The organism is Pseudomonas sp. S3_E10 (genome assembly GCF_054667615.1).
This window is the reverse complement of the sequence record NZ_CP162743.1, coordinates 1,706,223-1,727,110: the sequence shown is the minus strand read 5'-3', so window position 1 is coordinate 1,727,110 and position 20,888 is coordinate 1,706,223. Positions and strand designations below refer to the sequence as shown.

Here is a 20,888-nt window from a genome sequence, read left to right as displayed (position 1 = left end):
AGCCACACGCTGCAAGTAACAGCGCTTGGGGTGCAGCTTGAAGCTTGTCGCTCATTACTCGCGCGATCAGCGGGTCGACACTGGGCGTTTTACCCAGACTGGCGACAGGCTCGAACCGGAGCCTGTGACATACAGCACCGCCGCTTCACCACGTTCCAACGCAACCGGCTTCACATCGCCGACTTTCTTGTCACCGTCATACAACGCCAGGCTCACTTTCACCGGGTTGATTTCACGCTCGCCACGGCCCTTGGCGGCCACCGACTTGACCACATCGGTCTTGCCGTCGGCGGTTTTCAGGGTCAGGGCCTTGTCGCTGAGGTTCTGCACGCGCACCAGGGACTTCTGCTTGTTCTTGAACGGCGGTTCTTCGATCAGCTGTGGCTGGCCGCTGCCGCTGTTGACCAGGGTGTAGTAGTGGTCGGCGGCGAGTTTGACCGGCACGGTCTGGCTGCCGACCTTGGCGCTGTAGTCACCGCCCGGCATGAAGCTGAAGTCGCTGCTGGCCAGTGGCGCAACCTCGCTGAGGTTGGTGTTGCCAACGGTGGCGCTGACTTCCTGGTTGCTGGCGTTGTAGATACGCACAAAGCTCGAGCCTTTTGGTGCGACAGGGCCGTACAAGGCGGCGTCACCGGCGGCGAAGGCAGACATCGATGCGACGCTCAGGCCGGCAGCGATGGCCAGGGTTTTGGCGAGACGACGAGGAGTTGTAGTGAAAGTCATGTGAGTTACCTCTCTTTCAGTTTTGCGCCCGGTCGGGCGTCTCGGATTTCTGATTTTTTACGGCGGTGTTGATTGCCATGTTTTGTTGGCGCGAACCGGCTTGTTTAAGCTGCGCAACCCACGTGGGGTCGGCATCACCGATTTCGTTGTTGACCGGCAGATAGCGTTCAGGGAACTCCCAGATCAGCACTTGTGGCGGGCTGTTCTTGAAGTCGTCACTTTTGAGGTAGCTGAGCATCGGCAGGATCGGGCCGTGGCCGTCTTCGGCGTAGCTGACCACGTCGCTGCCCAGGGCTTGCTTGAGGGCACCGACGAAGTTCCAGTTGGGGTTGGCGCTGTAGCTGGTGCCCACCAGGGCCACCGGGGTTTCGCTGTCGCTGAACAGCGCGTCATCACCTTTCTCTTCGGCCAGGTGCGTGACGCGTTTTTGCAGCGGCTCTTTGGGCGGCATCAGGTTTTCGAACAGCGGGTCCAGCGGCAGGAACAGACGCAGGTCGCCCTTATGCGGTTCGGTGGTTTGCGCTTCGGTGACAAAGCGCTGTGGCTCGCCGCTCAGTGGGGTCTTGTCGGCAATCGCCTTGGCCAATTGCTTGGCGGCGATTTCCGCACCGTCCGGCGTCCAGTGGGTGTCGGTACGCAGGAACACTTGCTTGCCGGCCAACTTGGCCTGTTGCAGCGGGCCGAGCAGGTCCGGGGCAGGGATCTTGTCTGCCGCCACACGGGCGTGGAAGTCCTGGTACAGGTTGGCGTGGATGCTGGCCGGTTTCACCTCGCCCAGGTGTTCCGGGTACAGGCGCACCTTGGCCGGCACGATCGCCATCACCAACTGAATGCCTTGGGCCTTGAGCTTCTGGCGTACGCCTTCGACCAGTGCGTAGTTGCCTTGCAGGTTCTGGTCTTCGTTGACGGCGGGGTTGAATTCCTCGTCGCTGTACAACCAGTGATCGCGGCCCAGCACCACGCCAGGGCGGCCTTCATTGAACAGCTTGTAGTCCAGCGCCGCCCACAGGTTGGTGCCCAGGCGTTTGATCGGGAACTCATCGTCGTAGTGCGTCTCGACGGCCTTGGTCCAGCGACCGTTGAGCACGGTCGCATCGGCGTTGGTGCTGAAGCCGAAGAAACTGCGCAGCGACCAGGCGCCCAGGGCCAGCAGCAGGGCCATGAACAGGCTGATATAGAGGACGCGTAATGAACGGGTCATGGTCGGCTCCCTCAAAATTGGAAGTAAAGGAACGGCGAGAAACTCTGCGCCGACAGTTTGAGAATCGACGCCACGAACAGCAGCAGCACGGCGGCGCGCATGGCGTAGCGTGGCCAGTCAGCGGTCCAGTAGGCCGGTTGCACGGCGGCGTCGCGGCCCACGCTGAAACCAGGCTGGTGGATGCTGCCGGGGTTGTCGCCCGGCACCGCCTTGATCAGACTCGGGTCGGCCGGCTTGGTTTTTTCGGCAGGGCGGTTGGTGTAGAAGTCGCGCAGGCCGAAGAACGCCAGCGTTGCGTAGGCCACCACCAGGGTTGCCACTTGCAGGCCGGTGAGATTGGCGCGGTTGAGTTCCGACAACGACCACTCGCCGAAGCTGAACATGGCCCCGTACATACGCCCGGCGACGTGCAGGTTTTCGGCGCGGAAAATCACCCAGCCCATCACCACCAGCAGGAAGGTGAAGGCCCAGCGCACCACGTTGAAACTGCGCGGCGCGGTGTTGAGGCCGATGGCTTTTTCAATCGCCAGCCACATGCCGTGCCAGGCACCCCACACGATGTAGGTGATGTTCGCGCCGTGCCACAGGCCACCGAGCAGCATGGTCAGGAACAGGTTGCGGTAGGTAGTGAGCGTGCCTTTACGGTTGCCGCCCAGCGTGATGTAGAGGTAGTCACGCAGCCAGGTCGACAGGCTGATGTGCCAGCGGCGCCAGAACTCGGTGATCGACTGGCTGATGTACGGCTGCTTGAAATTTTCCATGAAGCGGAAACCCATCATCAAGCCCAGGCCGATGGCCATGTCGCTGTAGCCGGAGAAGTCGAAGTACAGCTGCGCGGTGTAGGCCAGCGCACCCAGCCACGCATCGCCGGTGGTGGGGTTTTGCAGGGCGAAGCAATGGTCGGCCACCACCGCCAGGGTGTCGGCAATGAAGACTTTCTTGATGAAGCCCTGCATGAACCGCGTGCAACCCTCGGAGAATTTATCCAGGGTGTGAGTGCGGTTGTTGAACTGGTCGGCCAGGTCGCGAAAGCGCAGCACGGGGCCGGCGATCAGGTGCGGGAAGATCGCCACGAACGCCGCAAAGTCGATCAGGTTGCGCGTGGCCGGGGTATCGCCACGGTACACGTCGATGATGTAGCTGATGGACTCGAAGATGTAGAACGAGATCCCGATCGGCAACAGCACGTGGGTGAGGATGAACGGCTCCAGGCCCGCCGACTTCATCATCACGTTGATGCTGTCGACGCCGAAGTTGGCGTACTTGAAGTAGCCGAGGATGCACAGGTCGACCGCCACCCCAAGCAGCAGCCAGCGCTGGGCCGGCTTGGTGCGCACGCCGGCCGCACCGACCTTGAGGCCGATCCAGTAGTTCCACAGGGTCACTGCGGCGAACAGCGCCAGGAAGTCCACTCGCCACCAGGCGTAGAACACGTAGCTGGCAATCAGCAGCAGCAGGTTGCGATAGCGTTGCCCGCTCAAGTAGTACAAGCCGAGAAAGATCGGCAAGAACAGAAACAGGAACACATTGGACGAGAAAACCATCCCGATCTCTCCATGTTTAACCAACAGTCAAGGGCCGCAGCCCCCCCAAACCCCCCCACGAAAAGACGGGGAGGGCGGTACAACATTCTCACTGCCGAAACCGGCTCTAAATCTGGGAGTGGGCAAGCCCCCTCCCACATTTTTTACCGGGTTCGCTCAGGAGCCTTTGTTGCCTTTTTCGTGCGCCGGGTCGTAGACCTTGGTCAGGTCGCCGCCCAGGCGGAAGGTCTTGAACGGCTGCATCCCGTGCTTGCGCTCGATCACATCCGGGGCGCAGGTGTAGAGGGTGCAGAACGGCTCAAGCCAGGCATATTTCATGTCCTCCTTGAGGTCCTTCATGTCCTGTTCCTTGCCGTTCTTCTGCTCGAAGATCTCCGGGTCCTTGACCCCGGCCAGCACTTTGTCGCCCAGGCGCTTGAGCGCGCTGTTGTTTTCCTGGCGCAGGTCGACACCGTTGACCAAGGCAAAACTGGCGATCATCGACAGCGGCGGCAGGGCGTAGTTGTGGTACGACAAGGCGCGTTGCTGACGCTTCAATTCGTTAGGCAAAAAGCCCTGGTCGTCGACTTGATTGACGCCGACCTTGTATTCCTTGACGGCCCAATCAAACAGGTCGCGACGGTTGGTGGCGATAGAGGTCGCCATCACCGACCAGGCGGCCCAGTAGGAGTGGTTGTTGGTTTTTTCCAGCGGCAGGTTGTCCCAGTCGCTCACCACCTGATCGGCCAGTTTGTTGAACCAGGCTTCGATCAATTGGGACTCCTGCTGGTGGTTGGCCAACGGGTGCGAGTCAGAGAATTTCAGGCGCACATAGGCCGAGGCCATGCTGCCCAACGCCCATTTGCGCATGGATTTACCGGTGTGGTTGAAATCCTTGGACATCAACGCGTCGGCCTTGGCCCACGACACCAGCCAGTTCAGCGTGCATTCGAGCTGCTCCGGGCGGCCGTCGCGCATGAACTGCATCACGCGCTTGCTGGTGTCTTTTTCCAGCTTGGTGATGTCGGCGGTGCTGTCGCGAAAGGCTTTTTCCGACTGCACGTTCAGCGTCGAACGGGCCTTGTCGGAGCCTTCGTACTTGCTGCGAAATTGCAGTGGCCCGGTATAGGGCGTCGGCATGCTGTCGCAGCTTTCCTTGGCGGCGCCGGTCTTGAGCGATTCGATCGGTGCGAAGTAGCCCTGGGGCGGACGCAGCGGGGCGGCGGCGTTGGCTGCGCCGGCGAAGATCGCCAGGCCCAGTAACGATGGAATCCATAACTTCTGCATAGGTAACCTCATTGCCCGAGTGAGGCGGTTTTTTGGCCGCCGCTTGGGAATACGTTGCGTGTGCAAATTTTCGCTTCGACCTTCTGCGCGGCCTGGCCCGCTTCCGGGCCCTGGACTTCCACGGCCAGCAGGTTCTGCGCGGCCCAGTCTTCGTCGGTGCGCAGTTCAAAGGCGAAACGCCCGTCTGTTTCGGATGTTTCGGGTTTCTCGATCTTGATGTCCTCGTGGCGCCCGTTCATGTACCAGAGGGTGGCTTGCAGGGTTTTCACCGACGGGTCGGCAAAGCGGATATCGACCTGGTGGTTGGCATTACGCAGGTCTTTGTTCGAACTGTTGACCATCAATTCGTTCTTGCCGGGTTTGAGCGTGGTGCTGGCCGACATCTGCGCGGACTTGCCTTCACAGCCGTTGTCGAGCAGCGCCATCATCTGGCGGTAGATGGTTTCCTGGTCCAGGCGGTACAGCGGCGAGAATTCCCAGATGAGGATCTTCGGCGGGTTTTTCTGGAATTCTTCGCTGCCCAGGTACTGGATCATCGAACCTTCCAGGCCGCCGCCGGGGAACGCGACGTTGAGGATGTCGGCGCCGATTTCCTCTTCCAGGAACCCGGCAAAGTTGTAGTTCTTGCCGCTGTGGCTGGTGCCCACCAGGGTGATCTGTGGGTTGCCCGAATCACCGAACAGGTCGCCGTCGCCCGCTTCGCCCTTGGGCTCGGTGGTGAACTGGTCCATGTACTGGATCGCGTAACTGGTGCCGCACAGTTGCCCGGCCATGTTGTGCAGGGTGCCGGTCTTGCCCATGCGCCCGGAGCGTTTGGTCTCGAATTCGCGCTTGGGAATCTCGGCATATTCGGGCATCTGCTTGACCTTGGCCGCGACGATTTTCGCGGTGCGCTGGGCGCCGTATGGGGTCCAGTGCTGGTCGCCACGGAAGTAGAAGTCGTGGGCCGGCAGTTCATCCGGCAGTTGCTCATTGGTCAATGGCGACAGGTCCGGCACTACGTAGCCCATCTTGGCGAAACGGCCGAGCATGGTTTTGTAGTTACCCAAGGCCTTGTCGAAATCGAACTTGGCTTTTTCCTCGGGGTTGAGCTTGTTGCGGTTCACCAGGCCACGGGTCGGCTGGTAGACCACCACCAGTTCCACGCCCTTGCTCTTGAACGCATCGTGCAACTGTTGCATGCGCTTGTAGCCGGCCGGGGTGGTGTCGAATTCGGTGCGCAGGTCTTCCTGGGTACGGAACAACCAGTCGCCCTGGGCTTGTACCAGGGTGGTGAAGTTCTGCTGGTAGCGCGTGGTGTAGTTCTTCGCGTCATGGGCGGCCGGGCACAGGCTGCAGCACGGTTCGGCGGTGAACGTGGGGGCTTTGACTTCATCGGCGCGCACGCCCTGGCTGGCCGCGAGCAGGCCGAGGGTCAGACCCGAGAGGCTCAGCAATTTGATCATGTGTGGGTGCATAAGGGTCATCCTCAGTCCTGCATTTCGGTCTGGCGTTCGACAGGGTCGATCAGCACGGCTTTCTGCTGGCGTACCAGCAGGTCGAGAATTTCTTCCTGGCGATCGCCAAGGATGCCGGAGAAGCTGATACCGCTGGATTTGGTCGGGGCCAACATCGACACGCGATACAGTTCGATGCTCAGCGGCGAGTCGATCGACAGCGGCCCACTGCCGTTACCCGCCAGCTCACCGCCGACCACGATCAGCGAGACCTTGGCGTCGAACGGGTCGAGCGCGATGTCGCGGTCGGTGTCGGTCAAATCCTTGATGTGGCCGTATACGCCGGTCAGGCCGTTGGCCATGGCGGTGTTCTCGTACAGCTTGATGTTCACGCTGTTGCGCACGCGGATGCCGTGGCGACGGTTGCTGATCACCTTGTTGCCCCACAGCAGGTTGTCACCGCTCTCATAGAGGGTGATGCCGTCGGTGTGGTTGCGGTAGATCTCGTTGTCGGCGATCAGGTTGTTCACGCTGTTACGGTCGATCACCAGGCCCGAGAGTTTGTTCTCGTAGCTGCGGTTGTTGAAGATGAAACTGTCGTTCACTTCCCGCGAGATGATGATGCCGTGCTTCTTCTTGGTGCCGTAGACGGTGTTGTCCGCGATGATCAGGCCGTGGGAACGGTCGTGGGGGTCAATGCCGTAGACGATGTTGTCTTTGTAGGTGTTGCCCTTGATCACAAAGCCGGTGGTCTCGTAGCAGTAGAAGCCGTACCACATGTCCGAGAATTCGGAATCAATGATCCAGCCGGTCGGTTCCGGGCGCTTGAGCACCTTGGCCATGTTCGGCGTGTACTGGGAAATACTCACCCCGTACGACTTACTGTTGGCGTAGCCGAAACTGGCCATCTTGCTGTTGGCGATGTAGGTCTCGGTGCCACCCCACGCCAGCAGGAACGGGCGGAATTCCTTGGGAGACTTGAACAGCGCCGGGCCGTTGGCCTTCTCGTCCCAACCGGTGATTTTGGTGTCGCGCACAAACAGCTGGCCGTCGTTGATCAGGAACGAACCGGCTTGCTGGGACAGGCGCAGCTCCTGGGTCTTTTTATCGATTTCCAGGATGCCTTTGCGCCCCACCACAATCGGCAACTTGGCCAGGAACACGCCCGGCGAGGTTTCGCTGAGGTACTGCTTGGGCACTTTGCCCAGCAGGTCCTTGAGGTTCATGTAGCCGTCGTCAACGAAGATCGCCTGTGGAATGCCGTGCTGGCGCACCACCCACTCGGCCATCTTGTTATCGCCGCCGATAAAGTCCTTGAGCGCGTCTTCCTGCATCATGCGGCGGATGCTGATTTTGCCCGGCTTGCCGCGCACGATCTTTTTCTCGATGGCGGCGCCGGTGTAGCCCGACAGGTCCGGCAGCGCAGGCTTGGCCATTTCCAGCGGCGCGGTGGGCGGGCTGGAAATGGTGTAAGTCTTGGCCTGTTGCAGTTCTTTGGCGATGGTCGGCGCCTTGACCTGCGGCTCTACATTGGCCATGGCCGAAGTGCTGGCCAGCAGCATGGCTGCAACCAGCAGGCTGACCGAGCCTTTGAAGGCGTGAGGATTCATTGCGCAGGCTCCCATCAGAATCGCCAGACCACGTCGACAAAGGCGCGGTGCATGTAAGAGTCGACTTGGTTGCCATAGGCATCGCCCGGTTTGAACACGCCCGCACGCAAGCGCACCAGGGCCGACGGTTCGTCGATCGACTGGCTCAGCGCGGCAGGCAGCAAGCCTTTCTTGAAGTACTTGGTGACCACCAGGTCCATCTCCTGGCCCAGGTCTTTCTTGCCGTCTTCCAGCGGCAGGGACGTGCTGGACACAATCGCGCCGGTCACGTCATCGGTGTTGTTCTGCACCGCATCGATCCCGTTGCTGCCCACCGGCTTGTTGCCGTCGACGCGCCAGAACTTGTGGTACACCAGGCTGGCGTCATAGTCCTCGCGCAGTTGCCAGGAACCGAACAGGCTCATGGACTGCATGTTGTTCATCTCGCCACGGAACGCTTCGCCGAAGCGGTGTACGCGGGACTGGGTGCCGGTCCAGTTCGAGCGGTTGCTTTGCAGGCCGTTCTGCTCGTACTCGGCGCTGGCGCGCGAATACGCCGCGCCCACTTGCCACTGCGGGTCCAGACGCAGGCGGATGCCCAGGTCGGTGGCCCAACCGCTCACGTCATCGCTGCGCTTGGCATTGGCGGGGCGGCTGCCGTCGGTGGTCAAGGCATTGACCTTGTCGCGGTCGCCCTGCATGCCGGTGATGCTGGCCCAGTAGTTGACGGTGTTGGTGTTGCGCCAGTTGTAGGCGTCGCTGTTGGCTTCGATGCCGAGCCAGGTCAGGTCGCCGTTCTCGCGCTTGTCCAGCGAGTCGGTGGGCACGCCCGGTTGCGGGTAGTCGAGCTTGCCGTTGTCATGGGTGTGGTGACCGCGCAGGCCGATCCACTGGCCCGGCGTCCACTGGTAGGACGCGTCGGCGTAAAGGTGCTGGCGGTCCTTGTCGACCGGCGACAGCTCCTTGAGGTCGGTGCGGTATTCGCTGAAACGTTCGGCGACGCCCACATTGGCCTTGAGCAAGGTGGTGTCGAAGGTCCAGTTCAGTGCTTCGATGTTGGTGTCGCGCCATTGGCCGTCGTCATTGCGCAGACGCTGGCGGCCGAGCTTGAGGATCTCGCCGGGGTAGGGCGTAAAGCCGCTGTAGCCGACCCAGAACTCGCGCATGGCCAGGTAGTTTTTCTTGGTCTTGCGGTCGCTGTTGCTGGTCTGCTGGTTTTCGTCATCGGCCGACTGTTGCAGGGTGTCGGTCTCGATGATGTCGCTGGAAGCAACGGCCTGGCCCATGGCGTAGGCGCTCCAGTTGCCGCTTTCGCCGTAGACCCACGGGCGCAGGTCGATACCCACGCCGTTGACGTCGCCGCCTTTTTGCGTGCCGAGGTCACGGTCGTCTTCGGACTGGCCGGTGATTTTGACTTCCAGGCCGAAGTTCTTGGCTTCGGTCAGCGCGGCCAGGGTCGGGCACGACCACAGCAGGGCGAAGGTCAGGCCGATACCGGCCTTGACGAATGGATTGAGCTTCATAGGGATTCCTCGCCGTCGTCTTCTTCATCCAGGGCGTGCAGTTGCAACGTGCTCTGGGCCAGGGTGCCGCGCGCGGCCAGTTCCTGTTGCACCAGGCGTTGGCCTTGGGCGCGTTGTTCCGGCGTCAGCGGCGCTTCGAGCTGGGCGGCCAGGTCGTTGGCTTCCGGGGTGTCCTGGGCCTTGGCCAACTGGCTGAAGACGTAGGCGTTCAATGGGTCAGGCTTGGTGCCCTTACCCTGGGAAAACAGTTGGGCGATGGCGAAATCGGCGCTGTTCTGGCCGTTGCGCGCAGCGGTGAGCAAGTGGTCCAGGGCCTTTTGCGGGTAGACCTTGCCCAGGTAGCCACGTCGGTAGATCTGGCCGAGGTAGTAATCGGCGGCCACTTCACGGCCCACGGCTTTTTCGAAGTGCGCTTCGGCGGCCTTGGCGTCTGCCGGTACCCACTTGCCTTCGTAGTAGAGCTTGCCCAGCAGCAACTCGGCGCGCGGCTGGTCGGCGGCGCGACCGTTGTCGAGGTACTTCATCATCTGGTCGACGTCGCCCAGTTCGGGGAAGTCGTAGAGCAGTTGCGCCAGGCTGACCCAGGATGCCGGGTAGCCAGGGGCGATTTTTTCCAGCAGGGCCTGGGCGGTTTTCTCGTCCGGGGTACCCAGGGTGGCATCGCCCAGCACGCGGGCGACGCTGTCGACACGTTGTGCGGTGACGGTGCCGCGGCTGTAGCCTGCTTCCATTTGCTTGAGCAGTTCGGCCTGTTGTTCCGGTTGCTGTTTTTTCTGGTAAACCGTGGCCAGTTCGACGTAGCAGATGTCGGTGGTGTTCAGCGCGGCTTTGCAGATGCGCTCCACGTCATCCAAGTGCTGGTCGTAGGTGCCCTGGGTGCGATACAGCAGCACCTGGGCCAGGCCGGCTTCCGGGTAGCCGGCGGCTTGCCATTTTGTGATCTGCTGCTGGGCATTCACGTTCGGGAAGCTGTGCGGGTATTGCAGGTACAGCATCGCCAGCGGAATCAGGGTATTGCCTTCGCCATTGGCAAAGGCTTTTTTCAGCAGGGTTTCGGCTTCATGGTGCTCGGCTTCGGTGCTGCCGGGCTTGGCCACCAGCAGGCGACCCAGGCGGGCCTGGGCACGCGGCGAGGTGTCGGCCGCCGCACGGTAAGTGGCTTCAGCCTGCTTGATTTGCGCGGGATCGCGGGTGCCGACCTGGATATCGGCCAGGCCTACCTGGGCTTCGCTGTACCCCAGCGCTGCCAGTTGCTGGTAATTCTGTTGAGCGGTGACGGTGTCGCCACGCTTCAACGCTTCGTTGGCTAAACGCTGATCTGGCAAACCGGCACAACCGGCCAGGCTCACCGCAATAGCCAGCAACGCCACCGAACCCATGTGAGAGGAGCTTTGCTCCCGCTGCAGGCGACTCGGTGCGTCAGGCAAACCGCGTTGATCCCATCGCGAGCAAGCCCGCTCCCACAGGGACTGTGGCGTTTTTGAGAGAGTCATCACAGGCATGTCCTCGCTTACAGACCGTGAGCCATGGCTTTGTCGATCAGCCAGTTCAGGGAAGGGCCGCGGTCGCTGGTCACTTCGACCGGGCGGCCGGCGTAGGTGCTGTCCAGCGGTGCATCAGGCTTGATCTGTACACGGATGTCGGAGGACAAGTCGGCGCTGTTCAGGCTGGTGCTGCTGACGATGGTGCCGGTGCGTACCTGTTCTTCGTCGGCGACCTGGAAGGTCACCGGAGTGCCTGGGCGCACGTCGCCAAACTGGCGATAGGTGAAGCGTGCTTCGACGTTGGCCTGGCTGCCGCGTGGCACCAGTTGGAAGATCACATCGCCCTTGCTGGCGTACTGGCCGTCGGCGACCAGTTGCTGGGCGACCACGCAATCGCACGGCGAGGTCAGGGTGCCGGTCATTTGCTTGCCGAACAGTTCTTCAACCTTGGCCGGCTGCAGTTGGTCTTCGTCCAGGTGGCCCTTGAGCACATCCAGCATGCTGGTGCTGAAGGTTGCCAGCGGTGCGCCTTTGGCGGCGATCGCGTCACCTTTGAGCAGGCTTTGCACGGTGCCGTCGCGCGGCATGGTTACGTTCATGCCGGGTACGCTGACCAGGCCGGCCTGGGCGTGGCTGACGAAGTACATGCCATAAAGGGATTTGAAGATGAACCCGAACGCGGCCAGGCCGACCAGGAAAATCGCCAGGCTGAACGTCACGGCGCGCAGGCGGCCGAAAAAGCTCATGCCGCTGCCGCCGTCCTTGACCTTGCGCGCCTTGGTGAAATTGTCGCGTTGCAGGGTCGCCAGTACATCGCCCATGGTCACGATGTCGCCGGACAAGTGCGAGGTGATCAGGTGGCGCAGGGTGGAAATGTCCTGGGCGTCGAGGTTCTGGAACTGGCAACCGGTGCGGCCGGTCTGGCGGTCATAGGAGCGGATCTGCAGCTCTACGTCCATGGCAAGGCCCAGGTTATCGATCACGAACTGCAGGCGGCCCTTGTGCACTTGGCCGATGGTGAGCGGCTGGGTGGCGGTGAAGGCCAGGCCGCCGGCGGACAGGTCGATTACCTTCGCCTCGGTCGGCGTGCGGTCGCTGTTGAAGAAGCGCAGCTTGGCCGGGATTTTGACCCGTGCATGCTGGCGCTGAGCTTCGGATTCGTGGACAACGTTGGCGTTTACTTGGCTATTCATCGGGTGTAATTCCTAGGTTAATTCAGGCTTGGCAGGGTCAGACCATCATCAGCAACACGGCAACGAAGATGCTGCCGGCGGAGAAGGTCATGGTCCGAGACGACCAGGTGTTGAACCAACGTTGAAAGCTGGCCAAATCGCGGGTCAGTTTGGTGTCCTGGCGGGTCCAGGACTGTTGATCAAGGCGGAAGAACACGTAGATCTTCACCAGCGCGCCCATGATCTGGTTGTAATAAAGAATCGCCGGGTAGGCGGGGCCGATTTTGTGGCCGGAGCACGACAGCAGCAGTGTGAGGATCAGGCGAGTGATGCCGATCCACAGCAGGTAGGCGAGGATGAACGCGCCGCCGTACTTGAAGGTGGCGATCATGGCCACGGTCAGGCCGAGCAGGGAGGTCCACATCGACACGCGCTGGTCGAACAACACCACGCTGGTAAACAGGCCCAGGCGGCGTACACCCAGGCCCAGGGCACGGGAGTTCTGGCGCAGGTTGTTGCCGTACCAGCGGAACATCAATTTGCGGCTGGCCTTGATAAAACTCTTTTCGGGCGGGTGTTCCACGGTGTTGATCGCGGCGTCGGGCACGTAGAACGTGTCGTAGCCCAGGCGCATCAGGCTGAACCAGCTGGACTTGTCATCACCGGTGAGAAATTTGAAGCGGCCCAGGCGCCAGTGTTGCAGCGAGTCGCTTTCCACGTCGGCGATAAAGCCGGGGTCGGTCACTACGCTGGCACGGAACACCGACATGCGACCGGTCATGGTCAGCACGCGCTTGGACAGGGCCATGGAGCACATGTTGATGTGGCGCTGGGCGAAGCGCAGTTTGTGCCACTCGCTCATGATGTAGCCGCCGCGTACTTCGCAGAATTCGTTGGTGGTCAGGCCACCGACGTTGCCGAACAGTTGGAACCACGGCACGGTCTTGCGCACCACGCCCTCGGCGAGCACGGTGTCGCCGTCGATCACCGCAACCACGGCGCGGTCGTCCGGCAGGTGGCGGGAGATGGCACGGAAGCCGAAGGCCAGGCCGTCGCGCTTGCCGGTACCGGCGATACGCACGAAGTCGAGCTTGACGCGGTCGGGCGGGTTCAGCTTTTCCCAAAGGCTCTTGACCAGCAGCTCATCGGACATTTCCACCAGCGAGCAAACCACGGTAGTCGGGAAGCCGCAGTCGATGGCTTCGCGAATCACCGAGCTGTAGACCTGCGCGGTGGTTAGCGCATCGATGCGAAAACTGGTGACCATCAGGAACACGTGGGACGGGTCGGCGGCTTTGCCCAATTTGCGCACTTTGCGGCGCAGGTGCGGGTACACCACATACAGGAACAGCATGCCGCGAAAGAAATGCGTAGCACCCATCGAGTAGCGCCAGATACCCACGGCGCCAATCAGGAAAATAAAATTCTTCGACTCGGAGTCGAACGTACTCGCCGGCAACAGCAGGGCGAGACCCATCAGCAGGCTCAGGAAGAACAGCCAGCCGGCGGATTGGAGCAGTACGTGTTTTAACTTGGACATAAGCGTCATCCGAAGGTGAAGAAGGTTGCGCGCTGCACGTGCTGGGGATCAGGACACGTGCAGCGCGAAACTTGCCGTTGCTGTTACCAGCAAATGCCTTCGGTACGGCCGGTCGCGCTGGTGGCCTTGGACATGAAGCCCACCAGGTCGATCACTTGCTTGCCGTCCGGAGCGTTCTGCGCCAGGGCGCGGAATTTCTCGTCACGGTTGCCGAGGATGATCACGTCGGAGTTGTTGATCACGTCGTCGAAGTCCGAGTTGAGCAGGGACGACACGTGCGGGATCTTGCCTTCGATGTAGTCCTTGTTGGCCCCGTGTACACGGGCGTATTCGACGTTGCTGTCGTAGATGCTCAGGTCAAAGCCCTTGCCGATCAGCATTTCCGCCAGCTCTACCAGCGGGCTTTCGCGCAGGTCGTCGGTGCCGGCCTTGAAGCTCAGGCCCAGCAGGGCGACTTTGCGCTTGTCGTGGCTGGAGACGATGTCGAAGGCGTTCTGCACCTGGGATTCGTTGCTGCGCATCAGCGAGTTGAGCAGTGGCGCTTCCACGTCCAGGGAGCTGGCGCGGTAGGTGAGGGCGCGCACGTCTTTGGGCAGGCACGAACCGCCGAACGCGAAGCCAGGGCGCATGTAGTACTGGGACAGGTTGAGGGTCTTGTCCTGGCAGACCACTTCCATCACTTCACGGCCGTCGACGCCGACGGCCTTGGCGATGTTGCCGATTTCGTTGGCGAAGGTCACTTTGGTGGCGTGCCACACGTTGCAGGTGTACTTGATCATTTCGGCCACGGCGATGTCCTTGCGGATGATCGGTGCGTCGAGTTCTTCGTACAGCGACTGCAGGACATCGCCGGAGGCTTTGTCGAACTCGCCGATAACGGTCATCGGAGGCAGGTCGTAGTCGGCGATGGCGGTGGATTCACGCAGGAATTCCGGGTTGACCGCGACGCCGAAGTCGACGCCGGCTTTCTTGCCGGAGCAGTCTTCGAGGATCGGGATCACTACGTTCGCGACAGTGCCCGGCAGTACGGTGCTGCGCACCACCACGGTGTGGCGGGTGGCTTTGTCACGCAGGACAAAACCGATCTCGCGGCACACGGCTTCGATGTAGTCGAGTTCCAGGTCACCGTTTTTCTTGCTCGGCGTGCCGACGCAGATCATCGACAGGTCGGTATCGCGGATGGCTTCGGCGAAGTTGGTGGTACCACGCAGTCGACCGGTTGCGATGCCTTGGTTCAACAGTTCGCCCAGACCCGGTTCAACGATCGGCGATTTGCCGGCGTTGATCAGGTCGATCTTTTCCTTGGAGATGTCTACGCCGACCACGTCGTGGCCACGGGCAGACAGGCAACCGGCACAGACTGCGCCAACGTAACCCAAACCAAATATGCTGATGCGCATCGCATTTACCTCGTTGTCATTGAAGACGGTGTTAATTCTGCCAATAGATGGCTGGAGTTCATGTTTGCAAGCGTCACTAATGCCACGGAAGTTAGGCGAGCAGACGCCGACTTACCGCGTACAGGCATGTTTAATAGTGAGTGACTAACTATTGCACTCAAGTTGTGCGCAACGTGGCCTTGTTATTGGGGCTTGCCCTCAAATGCAGCCAGCCTTCCGGGGGGAAGGGCCTGGCGCCGGCGCCGTAGAGCGTTGATAGAGGCAATTAGCCCTTTTTAATCAATCTCTTAAGCGTTAGCACCGACACATTCGGGTAAGCGCTGCCTTGGCCTATAGGGGATAGCAATACATCCTTATCGCCGCCCTCAACTCATATCAGTTGATGATGTGACCCGTGAGTCAAAGTTGATGGGGCAACTTCGCTACTTCCTTGGGTCGTTATGTAAGTCATCTCTTACAGGAGCAGAGAATTTCGTTACCGGTGGTATGAGCGGTGCTTTTGGGTGAAGTTCCTAGCCACTCATCCTGTTTGCCGAAATTTTTTGAAATATTAGCGGAGATGGCACTAGTACTATATTGATAGCACTTGCTATTTGGGCCAGTAGTTACAGGTAGTTGGCGCGATGGGATAGTTTTGTGCCACTAGTGTTCAAAAAAAGTGGTGCCACTACGAAAAAAAACGACGGATGTCGAGTGAAAGAATTGTTAGGTATGCGACAGAATATTTTTTGACGTCAAATAAATGACGATGCGGGGATGAAATGCAATCAAAAAGTGGGAGGGGGCTTGCTCCCGATAGCAGTAAAACAGTCGATATATGAGCCGACTCAAACACCGCCATTGGGGGCAAGCCCTCTCCCACAGGTGCAACTTATCGTCTGAAAGAGGGCGCTAGGCTTCATTCAGGTGCGTGATCGCGCAAAAACACCAGGTTGTCCGGCTTGGACTGCTCCGCATTGAAGCGATAGCCCTGCACGTCGAACTGCTTGAGCCGGGCCGGGTCGCTGATGCGTTCTTCGATGACGAAACGGCTCATCATGCCGCGGGCTTTTTTCGCGTAGAAACTGATGATCTTGTACTGGCCGTTCTTCAGGTCCTTGAACTCGGTATTGATGATTCGTGCATTCAACGCCGTGCGCTTGACCGCCGAGAAGTATTCGTTGGACGCCAGGTTAAGCAGCACGTCATCGCCTTGCTCGGCCAATGCCTGGTTGAGCCACTCGCTGATGCGCGTGCCCCAGAAGGCGTAGAGGTCCTTACCGCGAGCGTTGGCCAGTTTGGTGCCCATCTCCAGGCGATACGGCATCATCAAGTCCAAGGGGCGCAGCAGGCCGTATAGGCCCGAGAGCATGCGCAGGTGGTCCTGGGCGTAGTTGAAATCGGCATCGCTGAAAGTGTCGGCGTTGAGGCCGGTGTACACGTCGCCTTTGAAGGCGAGCAAGGCCTGCTTGGCGTTCTCGGGGGTGAAAGCGGGCGTCCAACTGCCGAAACGCGCAGCGTTGAGGCCACCGATTTTATCGGACACGTGCATCAGCTCGCTGATTTGCGCCGGGCTCAGCTCGCGCAATTGTTCGATCAGTTCCTGGGAATGATCGAGGTATTGCGGCTGGGTGAAGCGCGGGGTTACCGGCTTTGACTCGAAATCGAGGGTCTTGGCGGGGGAAATCACCATCAGCATGAAGTCGTCTCCTTTAATCGTGGGCGCGATTCTAGGGGCTGGGGCGTTTTGACTCCACCTATGATGGCGATAGGCGTGATCCGCTATAGTGGCCGACGACTCTGGAGAGGGAGACCCTGTGTGCGAATAGCGCTTTTATTGTCCGCGTGCCTGTTATGTGTGGGCGCCCATGCGGCGCCGGTGGATGTGGCCAGCCTGGACCGTGGTACCTGGCCCGAAAAGCTCACCAGCCCGGCGCTGTTCGATGTGGCCTCGCGCGCGGAAATCCTGATGTTTGCCCACGGCCTGCTGGCCAGCGAAGCCTTGGATGACGCGGCGCTCAAGCAGCGCCTGGGCTTGAAGATCATCAACCGGGCCGCCATCGATGACCTGCGCCGCCAGCTCTGGCAGCGCCTGCTGGAAAACTACACCTTCGCCCAGCAGAGCTGCGAGGTCGATGCCTCGTTCTGTTATCTGGTGGAAAACATGGACGACCTGCGCGAGGAGGCCGGCAAGCTTCAGGTCAGCGAAGACTCCTTCTATATAGGCTGGGCCGCTCCCAGCCATGCCTTCCACGAGCGCTATCTGGACGAGCTGCTGCGCAAGGCCGCGCTGTTCCCGCAGATCAGCAGTGAAGTCGCGCGTTTCGGCGATCACGAGCGCAATGGCGACGAACTCAACGACCGCCTGTTCCTGCTCACCTTCGACGGCGGCCCGGCGCCGGTCAGCGGCAATACCGACTGGCTGGTCGACTACCTGCGCAAGCAGAAGATGAACGCTACGTTCTTCGTCCTCGGCAGCAGCCTGCAAACCCGTGTGCAACGCAGTTCCGCCGCCGAGGTAGAGGCGGTGTACCAGGGCCAGTGTGTCGGCACCCAGGGTTGGCAATACCGGTCCCACAGTCATTGGGTGGACTGGCAAAGCTCGATCACCCGCAGTGCGGCGCTGGTGCAGAACCTGATGCCGGAGAACTACGTGCCGCTGTTCCGTCCGCCCTACGGTCAGCGTCGCGCGGACAGCCAGGGCTTCTTCCAGGCGCAGGGCTTGCAGGTGGCGTTATGGGACATCGATTCCCAGGATGAGCCGGGCAAACTCAAGGCCGAGGAGTCGGCACAACGGGTGTTGACGCTGATGCTGCTGTGGCGCAAAGGCGTGATTGTGTTTCATGACACCCAGGACAAGGCGCGCGTGGCATTACCGCAGTTGCTGCAGGCGACGGGGCAGAGTGGTCTGGGGTGGCAGGACTGCCGCGAGGCATTTCGCTGAGGGGCCCGGCCCTGTTGGGTCTGGGGTATTTTTGGGGGATTTTTTTGCAACATTTCGATGCAGGCGGACTTCCGACTTTAACGAGGTACATGGCACTCGGCTAGTGCTATTCGTCATCCTGAAAAATAAACTTCAAAAAAACGTCAAAGTGCTTTTTCCTGTCATGGGTTTTGCGGTATTACGAAGTCAGATCGCCGAAACCTGCATCACAGGTGGCGTCTTACAAGACTCCTCATGTGGGCAATGCACTTGACGTCACTTAAGGTGCATTTCGGTGGTCGAATCGAGGCGCAGCACTGTCGTGGTATTGCGTCGACTGGCTCCCACAAAGGTGACCGAGTATGGATGATCATGGACGCACCCCTTCTTCCGACCAGCCAATCCTTTATGTGCTCGATACCAACGTATTGATCCACGATCCAAACGCTCTGCTTAATTTCGAAGAACACCACGTCGCTATCCCGATGATCGTGCTTGAGGAACTCGACAAACTCAAAAGTGGGCACCACAGCGTTGCCGCCGAATGCCGCCAGGCTATCCGCCTGATCGACAAGACATTGGGCGAAGCGTCACCGGAGGACGTTGAAGTCGGCGTGCCGATCCAGCGTGGCAAAAGCGGGCCCAAGGGCTTGCTGTCGATTCTGATGAGCAAGCGCGGCGAGCCCACCAGCCTGCTGCCGGAAAACCTCAACGACAACAAAATCATCAACCAATTGATCGACCTGCATGCGCGTGACAAGGACCTGCGTGTGGTGCTGGTGACCAAAGACATCAACATGCGCCTCAAGGCCCGAGCGTGTGGGATCGCGGCCGAGGATTACAGTACCGACCAACTGGTCGACGACGTGTCGATGCTGTCCCGTGGTTATCACATGATGACCGGCTCGTTCTGGGACCGCGTGAGCAAGGTCGAAACCCGTCAGGACCATGGCCGCACCTGGCATCAGGTACAACTGATCGACAACCTTCCGGCCGTGCATATCAATGAATTCATCGTCGACGAACAGGGCTTCGTGGGCTGGATCAAAGAGATCCAGGTAGACAAGCTGCTGATCCTCGACCTGCATCAGGAACCCCTGTTGCACCAGGAAGCCTGGGGCCTGAAGCCGCGTGACATCTACCAGAGCCTGGCGCTGTACGCGCTGCTCGACCCGGATATCCATCTGGTCAACCTGACCGGCGCCGCTGGCTCGGGGAAAACCATCCTCGCGTTGGCCGCCGCCATCGAGCAGACCATGGTGACCAAGCGTTATCGCCGCATTATCGCCACCCGCAGCGTGCAGGGCCTGGACCAGGAAATCGGCTTCCTGCCCGGCACCGAGGCGGAAAAAATGGAGCCGTGGCTGGGGGCGATCACCGACAACCTCGAAGCCTTGCACATGGATGACGAAAACACCCATGGCAGCGTCGACTACATCCTCAGCAAAGTGCCGTTGCAGTTCAAATCCCTCAACTACATCCGAGGTCGCAGCTTCCAGCAGAGCCTGATTTTGATCGATGAATGCCAGAACCTCACGCCGCACCAGATGAAAACCATCATCACCCGTGCCGGCGCCGGTTCCAAAGTGGTGTGCCTGGGCAACCTGGCACAGATCGACACCCCTTACCTGTCCGCGACCAGCTCCGGGCTGACGTACCTCACGGAACGCTTCAAAGACTTCCCGAACGGCGTGCATATCGCGCTGCAAGGGGTACCGCGCTCGATTCTGGCCGAATACGCCGAATCGCACCTGTAAACGCGATCAAGGGGGGAGGGGGCTTGCTCCCGATTGCTGTGGGCCAGTTAACAGAAATGTTGAATGTGCCACCGCTGTCGGGTTCAAGCCCCCTTCCACATTTTGTTCCGTGTTGGGTTTACAATCGCGGCTCCTGATCAGGAGTATCGCTGTGCTGACTCATCTCGATTCCCAAGGCCGCGCCCATATGGTCGACGTCACTGACAAGTCCGTGACGTTCCGTGAAGCGGTGGCTGAAGCGCGGGTGCGCATGTTGCCCGAAACCCTGCAAATGATTGTCGACGGCGCCCATCCCAAGGGTGACGTGTTTGCCGTGGCCCGCATTGCCGGGATCCAGGCCGCGAAAAAAACCAGTGATCTGATCCCCCTGTGTCATCCGCTGATGTTGACGGGCGTCAAGGTCGAACTCAGTGCCGAGGGCGCAGACTGTGTGCATATCGTCGCGCGCTGCAAGCTCTCCGGGCAGACCGGTGTGGAGATGGAAGCATTGACCGCCGCCAGTGTCGCGGCACTGACGATCTACGACATGTGCAAGGCGGTGGATCGCGGCATGACCATCGAAAGTATTCGCCTGCTGGAAAAACTCGGCGGCAAGAGCGGCCATTTCAAGGCGGATGAACAATGAGCGTCAACGTACTGTTTTTTGCGCGCTACGCCGAAGCGGTGGGCTTCGATTCGCTGGAAATGGAAGGCGACTTCGCGACTGTCGACGCGGTGCGCCAGGCATTGGCCGCTGATCCGGAGTTCGCAGTGCTCAACGAAACGAGCCTGATGTGCGCGCGCAACGAGGAGCTGTGCAGCCTCGACGAACCGGTGCAGGCCGGCGATGAAGTGGCGTTTTTCCCGCCCGTGACCGGAGGCTGAACATGGCCATCTGCGTGCAGGTCGAAGCGTTCGATCCCGGGGCTGAAGTCAACGCGATGCACGCGGCCAATGTGGGCGTGGGCGCGGTGGTGAGTTTTGTCGGCTATGTGCGCGACTTCAATGATGGCCGCGACGTGTCGGGGATGTTTCTGGAGCACTACCCCGGCATGACCGAAAAGGCCCTGGCCAAGATTGCCGTTGAGGCTGAGCAGCGCTGGCCGTTGCTCAAGTTGGAGGTGTTGCACCGCGTCGGCGCGCTGGAGCCGGGTGAGCCGATTGTGTTCGTGGCGGCGGCCAGTGCCCATCGCCAGGCGGCATTTGACGCCTGTGCGTTTGTGATGGATTACCTGAAAACGCGGGCACCGTTCTGGAAAAAGGAAAACACGCCCGACGGTGCGCGCTGGGTGGAAGGGCGCGACAGCGACCACGCTGCTGCAGACCGCTGGAAATAGCACGCCAAACACAGATGCAAATGTGGGAGGGTGCA

The 20,888-nt window shown here is 60.4% G+C and carries 17 protein-coding genes; 5 read left to right on the top strand and 12 right to left on the bottom strand.

Annotated elements, in window-relative coordinates; translation table 11 throughout:
- Positions 1-66 precede the first annotated feature (66 nt).
- The 12 genes from AB4N98_RS07705 to yaaA all read right to left on the bottom strand — a co-directional run bounded on the left by AB4N98_RS07705 (position 67) and on the right by yaaA (position 16,556).
- Positions 67-723 carry an alginate O-acetyltransferase AlgF gene (locus AB4N98_RS07705; RefSeq protein WP_017526205.1) on the bottom strand — a complete coding sequence of 219 codons (657 nt, stop codon included), beginning with the start codon at positions 721-723 and terminating at the stop codon, positions 67-69.
- Positions 724-739: 16 nt separating this feature from the next.
- Positions 740-1,924, bottom strand: a complete 1,185-nt coding sequence (locus AB4N98_RS07700; RefSeq protein ID WP_017526206.1) for an alginate O-acetyltransferase — start codon at positions 1,922-1,924, stop codon at positions 740-742.
- Positions 1,925-1,935: 11 nt separating this feature from the next.
- Positions 1,936-3,468 (bottom strand): MBOAT family O-acyltransferase, encoded by a 1,533-nt coding sequence (locus tag AB4N98_RS07695; RefSeq protein WP_017526207.1) that lies wholly within the window; start codon positions 3,466-3,468, stop codon positions 1,936-1,938.
- 156 nt (positions 3,469-3,624) lie between these two features.
- Positions 3,625-4,734 (bottom strand): mannuronate-specific alginate lyase, encoded by a 1,110-nt coding sequence (locus AB4N98_RS07690; protein WP_017526208.1) that lies wholly within the window; start codon positions 4,732-4,734, stop codon positions 3,625-3,627.
- A gap of 8 nt (positions 4,735-4,742) precedes the next feature.
- Positions 4,743-6,191 carry an alginate O-acetyltransferase gene (locus AB4N98_RS07685; RefSeq protein WP_065877363.1) on the bottom strand — a complete coding sequence of 483 codons (1,449 nt, stop codon included), beginning with the start codon at positions 6,189-6,191 and terminating at the stop codon, positions 4,743-4,745.
- 11 nt (positions 6,192-6,202) lie between these two features.
- Entirely contained in the window at positions 6,203-7,795 is a 1,593-nt protein-coding gene (algG, locus tag AB4N98_RS07680) for a mannuronan 5-epimerase AlgG (protein WP_065877256.1), read from the bottom strand.
- Positions 7,795-9,282, bottom strand: coding sequence for an alginate export family protein (locus AB4N98_RS07675; protein WP_065877255.1), 1,488 nt, complete (start codon positions 9,280-9,282; stop codon positions 7,795-7,797). The genes algG and AB4N98_RS07675 overlap by 1 nt, the downstream gene beginning before the upstream one ends.
- On the bottom strand, positions 9,279-10,661 hold the full coding sequence (algK, locus tag AB4N98_RS07670; protein WP_116078434.1) for an alginate biosynthesis TPR repeat lipoprotein AlgK: 1,383 nt from the start codon (positions 10,659-10,661) through the stop codon (positions 9,279-9,281). The genes AB4N98_RS07675 and algK overlap by 4 nt, the downstream gene beginning before the upstream one ends.
- A 131-nt stretch (positions 10,662-10,792) precedes the next feature.
- Entirely contained in the window at positions 10,793-11,959 is a 1,167-nt protein-coding gene (locus tag AB4N98_RS07665) for an alginate biosynthesis protein Alg44 (protein ID WP_217855802.1), read from the bottom strand.
- 37 nt (positions 11,960-11,996) lie between these two features.
- The gene (gene alg8, locus AB4N98_RS07660) at positions 11,997-13,478 is read right to left on the bottom strand and encodes a mannuronan synthase (protein ID WP_368949037.1); all 1,482 of its coding nucleotides are present in this window, start codon (positions 13,476-13,478) and stop codon (positions 11,997-11,999) included.
- An 83-nt stretch (positions 13,479-13,561) separates the two neighbouring features.
- Entirely contained in the window at positions 13,562-14,878 is a 1,317-nt protein-coding gene (locus AB4N98_RS07655) for a nucleotide sugar dehydrogenase (protein ID WP_017526215.1), read from the bottom strand.
- 898 nt (positions 14,879-15,776) lie between these two features.
- Complete coding sequence (yaaA, locus tag AB4N98_RS07650) at positions 15,777-16,556, bottom strand: peroxide stress protein YaaA (protein ID WP_065877252.1); 780 nt, start codon at positions 16,554-16,556, stop codon at positions 15,777-15,779.
- Between the two features lie 120 nt (positions 16,557-16,676).
- Between yaaA and AB4N98_RS07645 the strand changes: the two genes are divergently transcribed.
- From AB4N98_RS07645 to moaE, 5 genes are all read left to right on the top strand, one after another.
- The gene (locus AB4N98_RS07645) at positions 16,677-17,801 is read left to right on the top strand and encodes a polysaccharide deacetylase family protein (RefSeq protein WP_460149350.1); all 1,125 of its coding nucleotides are present in this window, start codon (positions 16,677-16,679) and stop codon (positions 17,799-17,801) included.
- Between the two features lie 341 nt (positions 17,802-18,142).
- Entirely contained in the window at positions 18,143-19,537 is a 1,395-nt protein-coding gene (locus AB4N98_RS07640) for a PhoH family protein (RefSeq protein WP_017526218.1), read from the top strand.
- A 151-nt stretch (positions 19,538-19,688) separates the two neighbouring features.
- Positions 19,689-20,162, top strand: a complete 474-nt coding sequence (moaC, locus tag AB4N98_RS07635) for a cyclic pyranopterin monophosphate synthase MoaC (RefSeq protein WP_017526219.1) — start codon at positions 19,689-19,691, stop codon at positions 20,160-20,162.
- A complete protein-coding gene (moaD, locus tag AB4N98_RS07630) occupies positions 20,159-20,401 on the top strand; it encodes a molybdopterin converting factor subunit 1 (RefSeq protein WP_017526220.1) in 243 nt (80 codons plus the stop codon). The genes moaC and moaD overlap by 4 nt, the downstream gene beginning before the upstream one ends.
- A gap of 2 nt (positions 20,402-20,403) precedes the next feature.
- Positions 20,404-20,853: a molybdopterin synthase catalytic subunit MoaE gene (gene moaE, locus AB4N98_RS07625; protein WP_017526221.1), complete on the top strand. Its 450-nt coding sequence runs from the start codon at positions 20,404-20,406 to the stop codon at positions 20,851-20,853.
- Positions 20,854-20,888 lie beyond the last annotated feature (35 nt).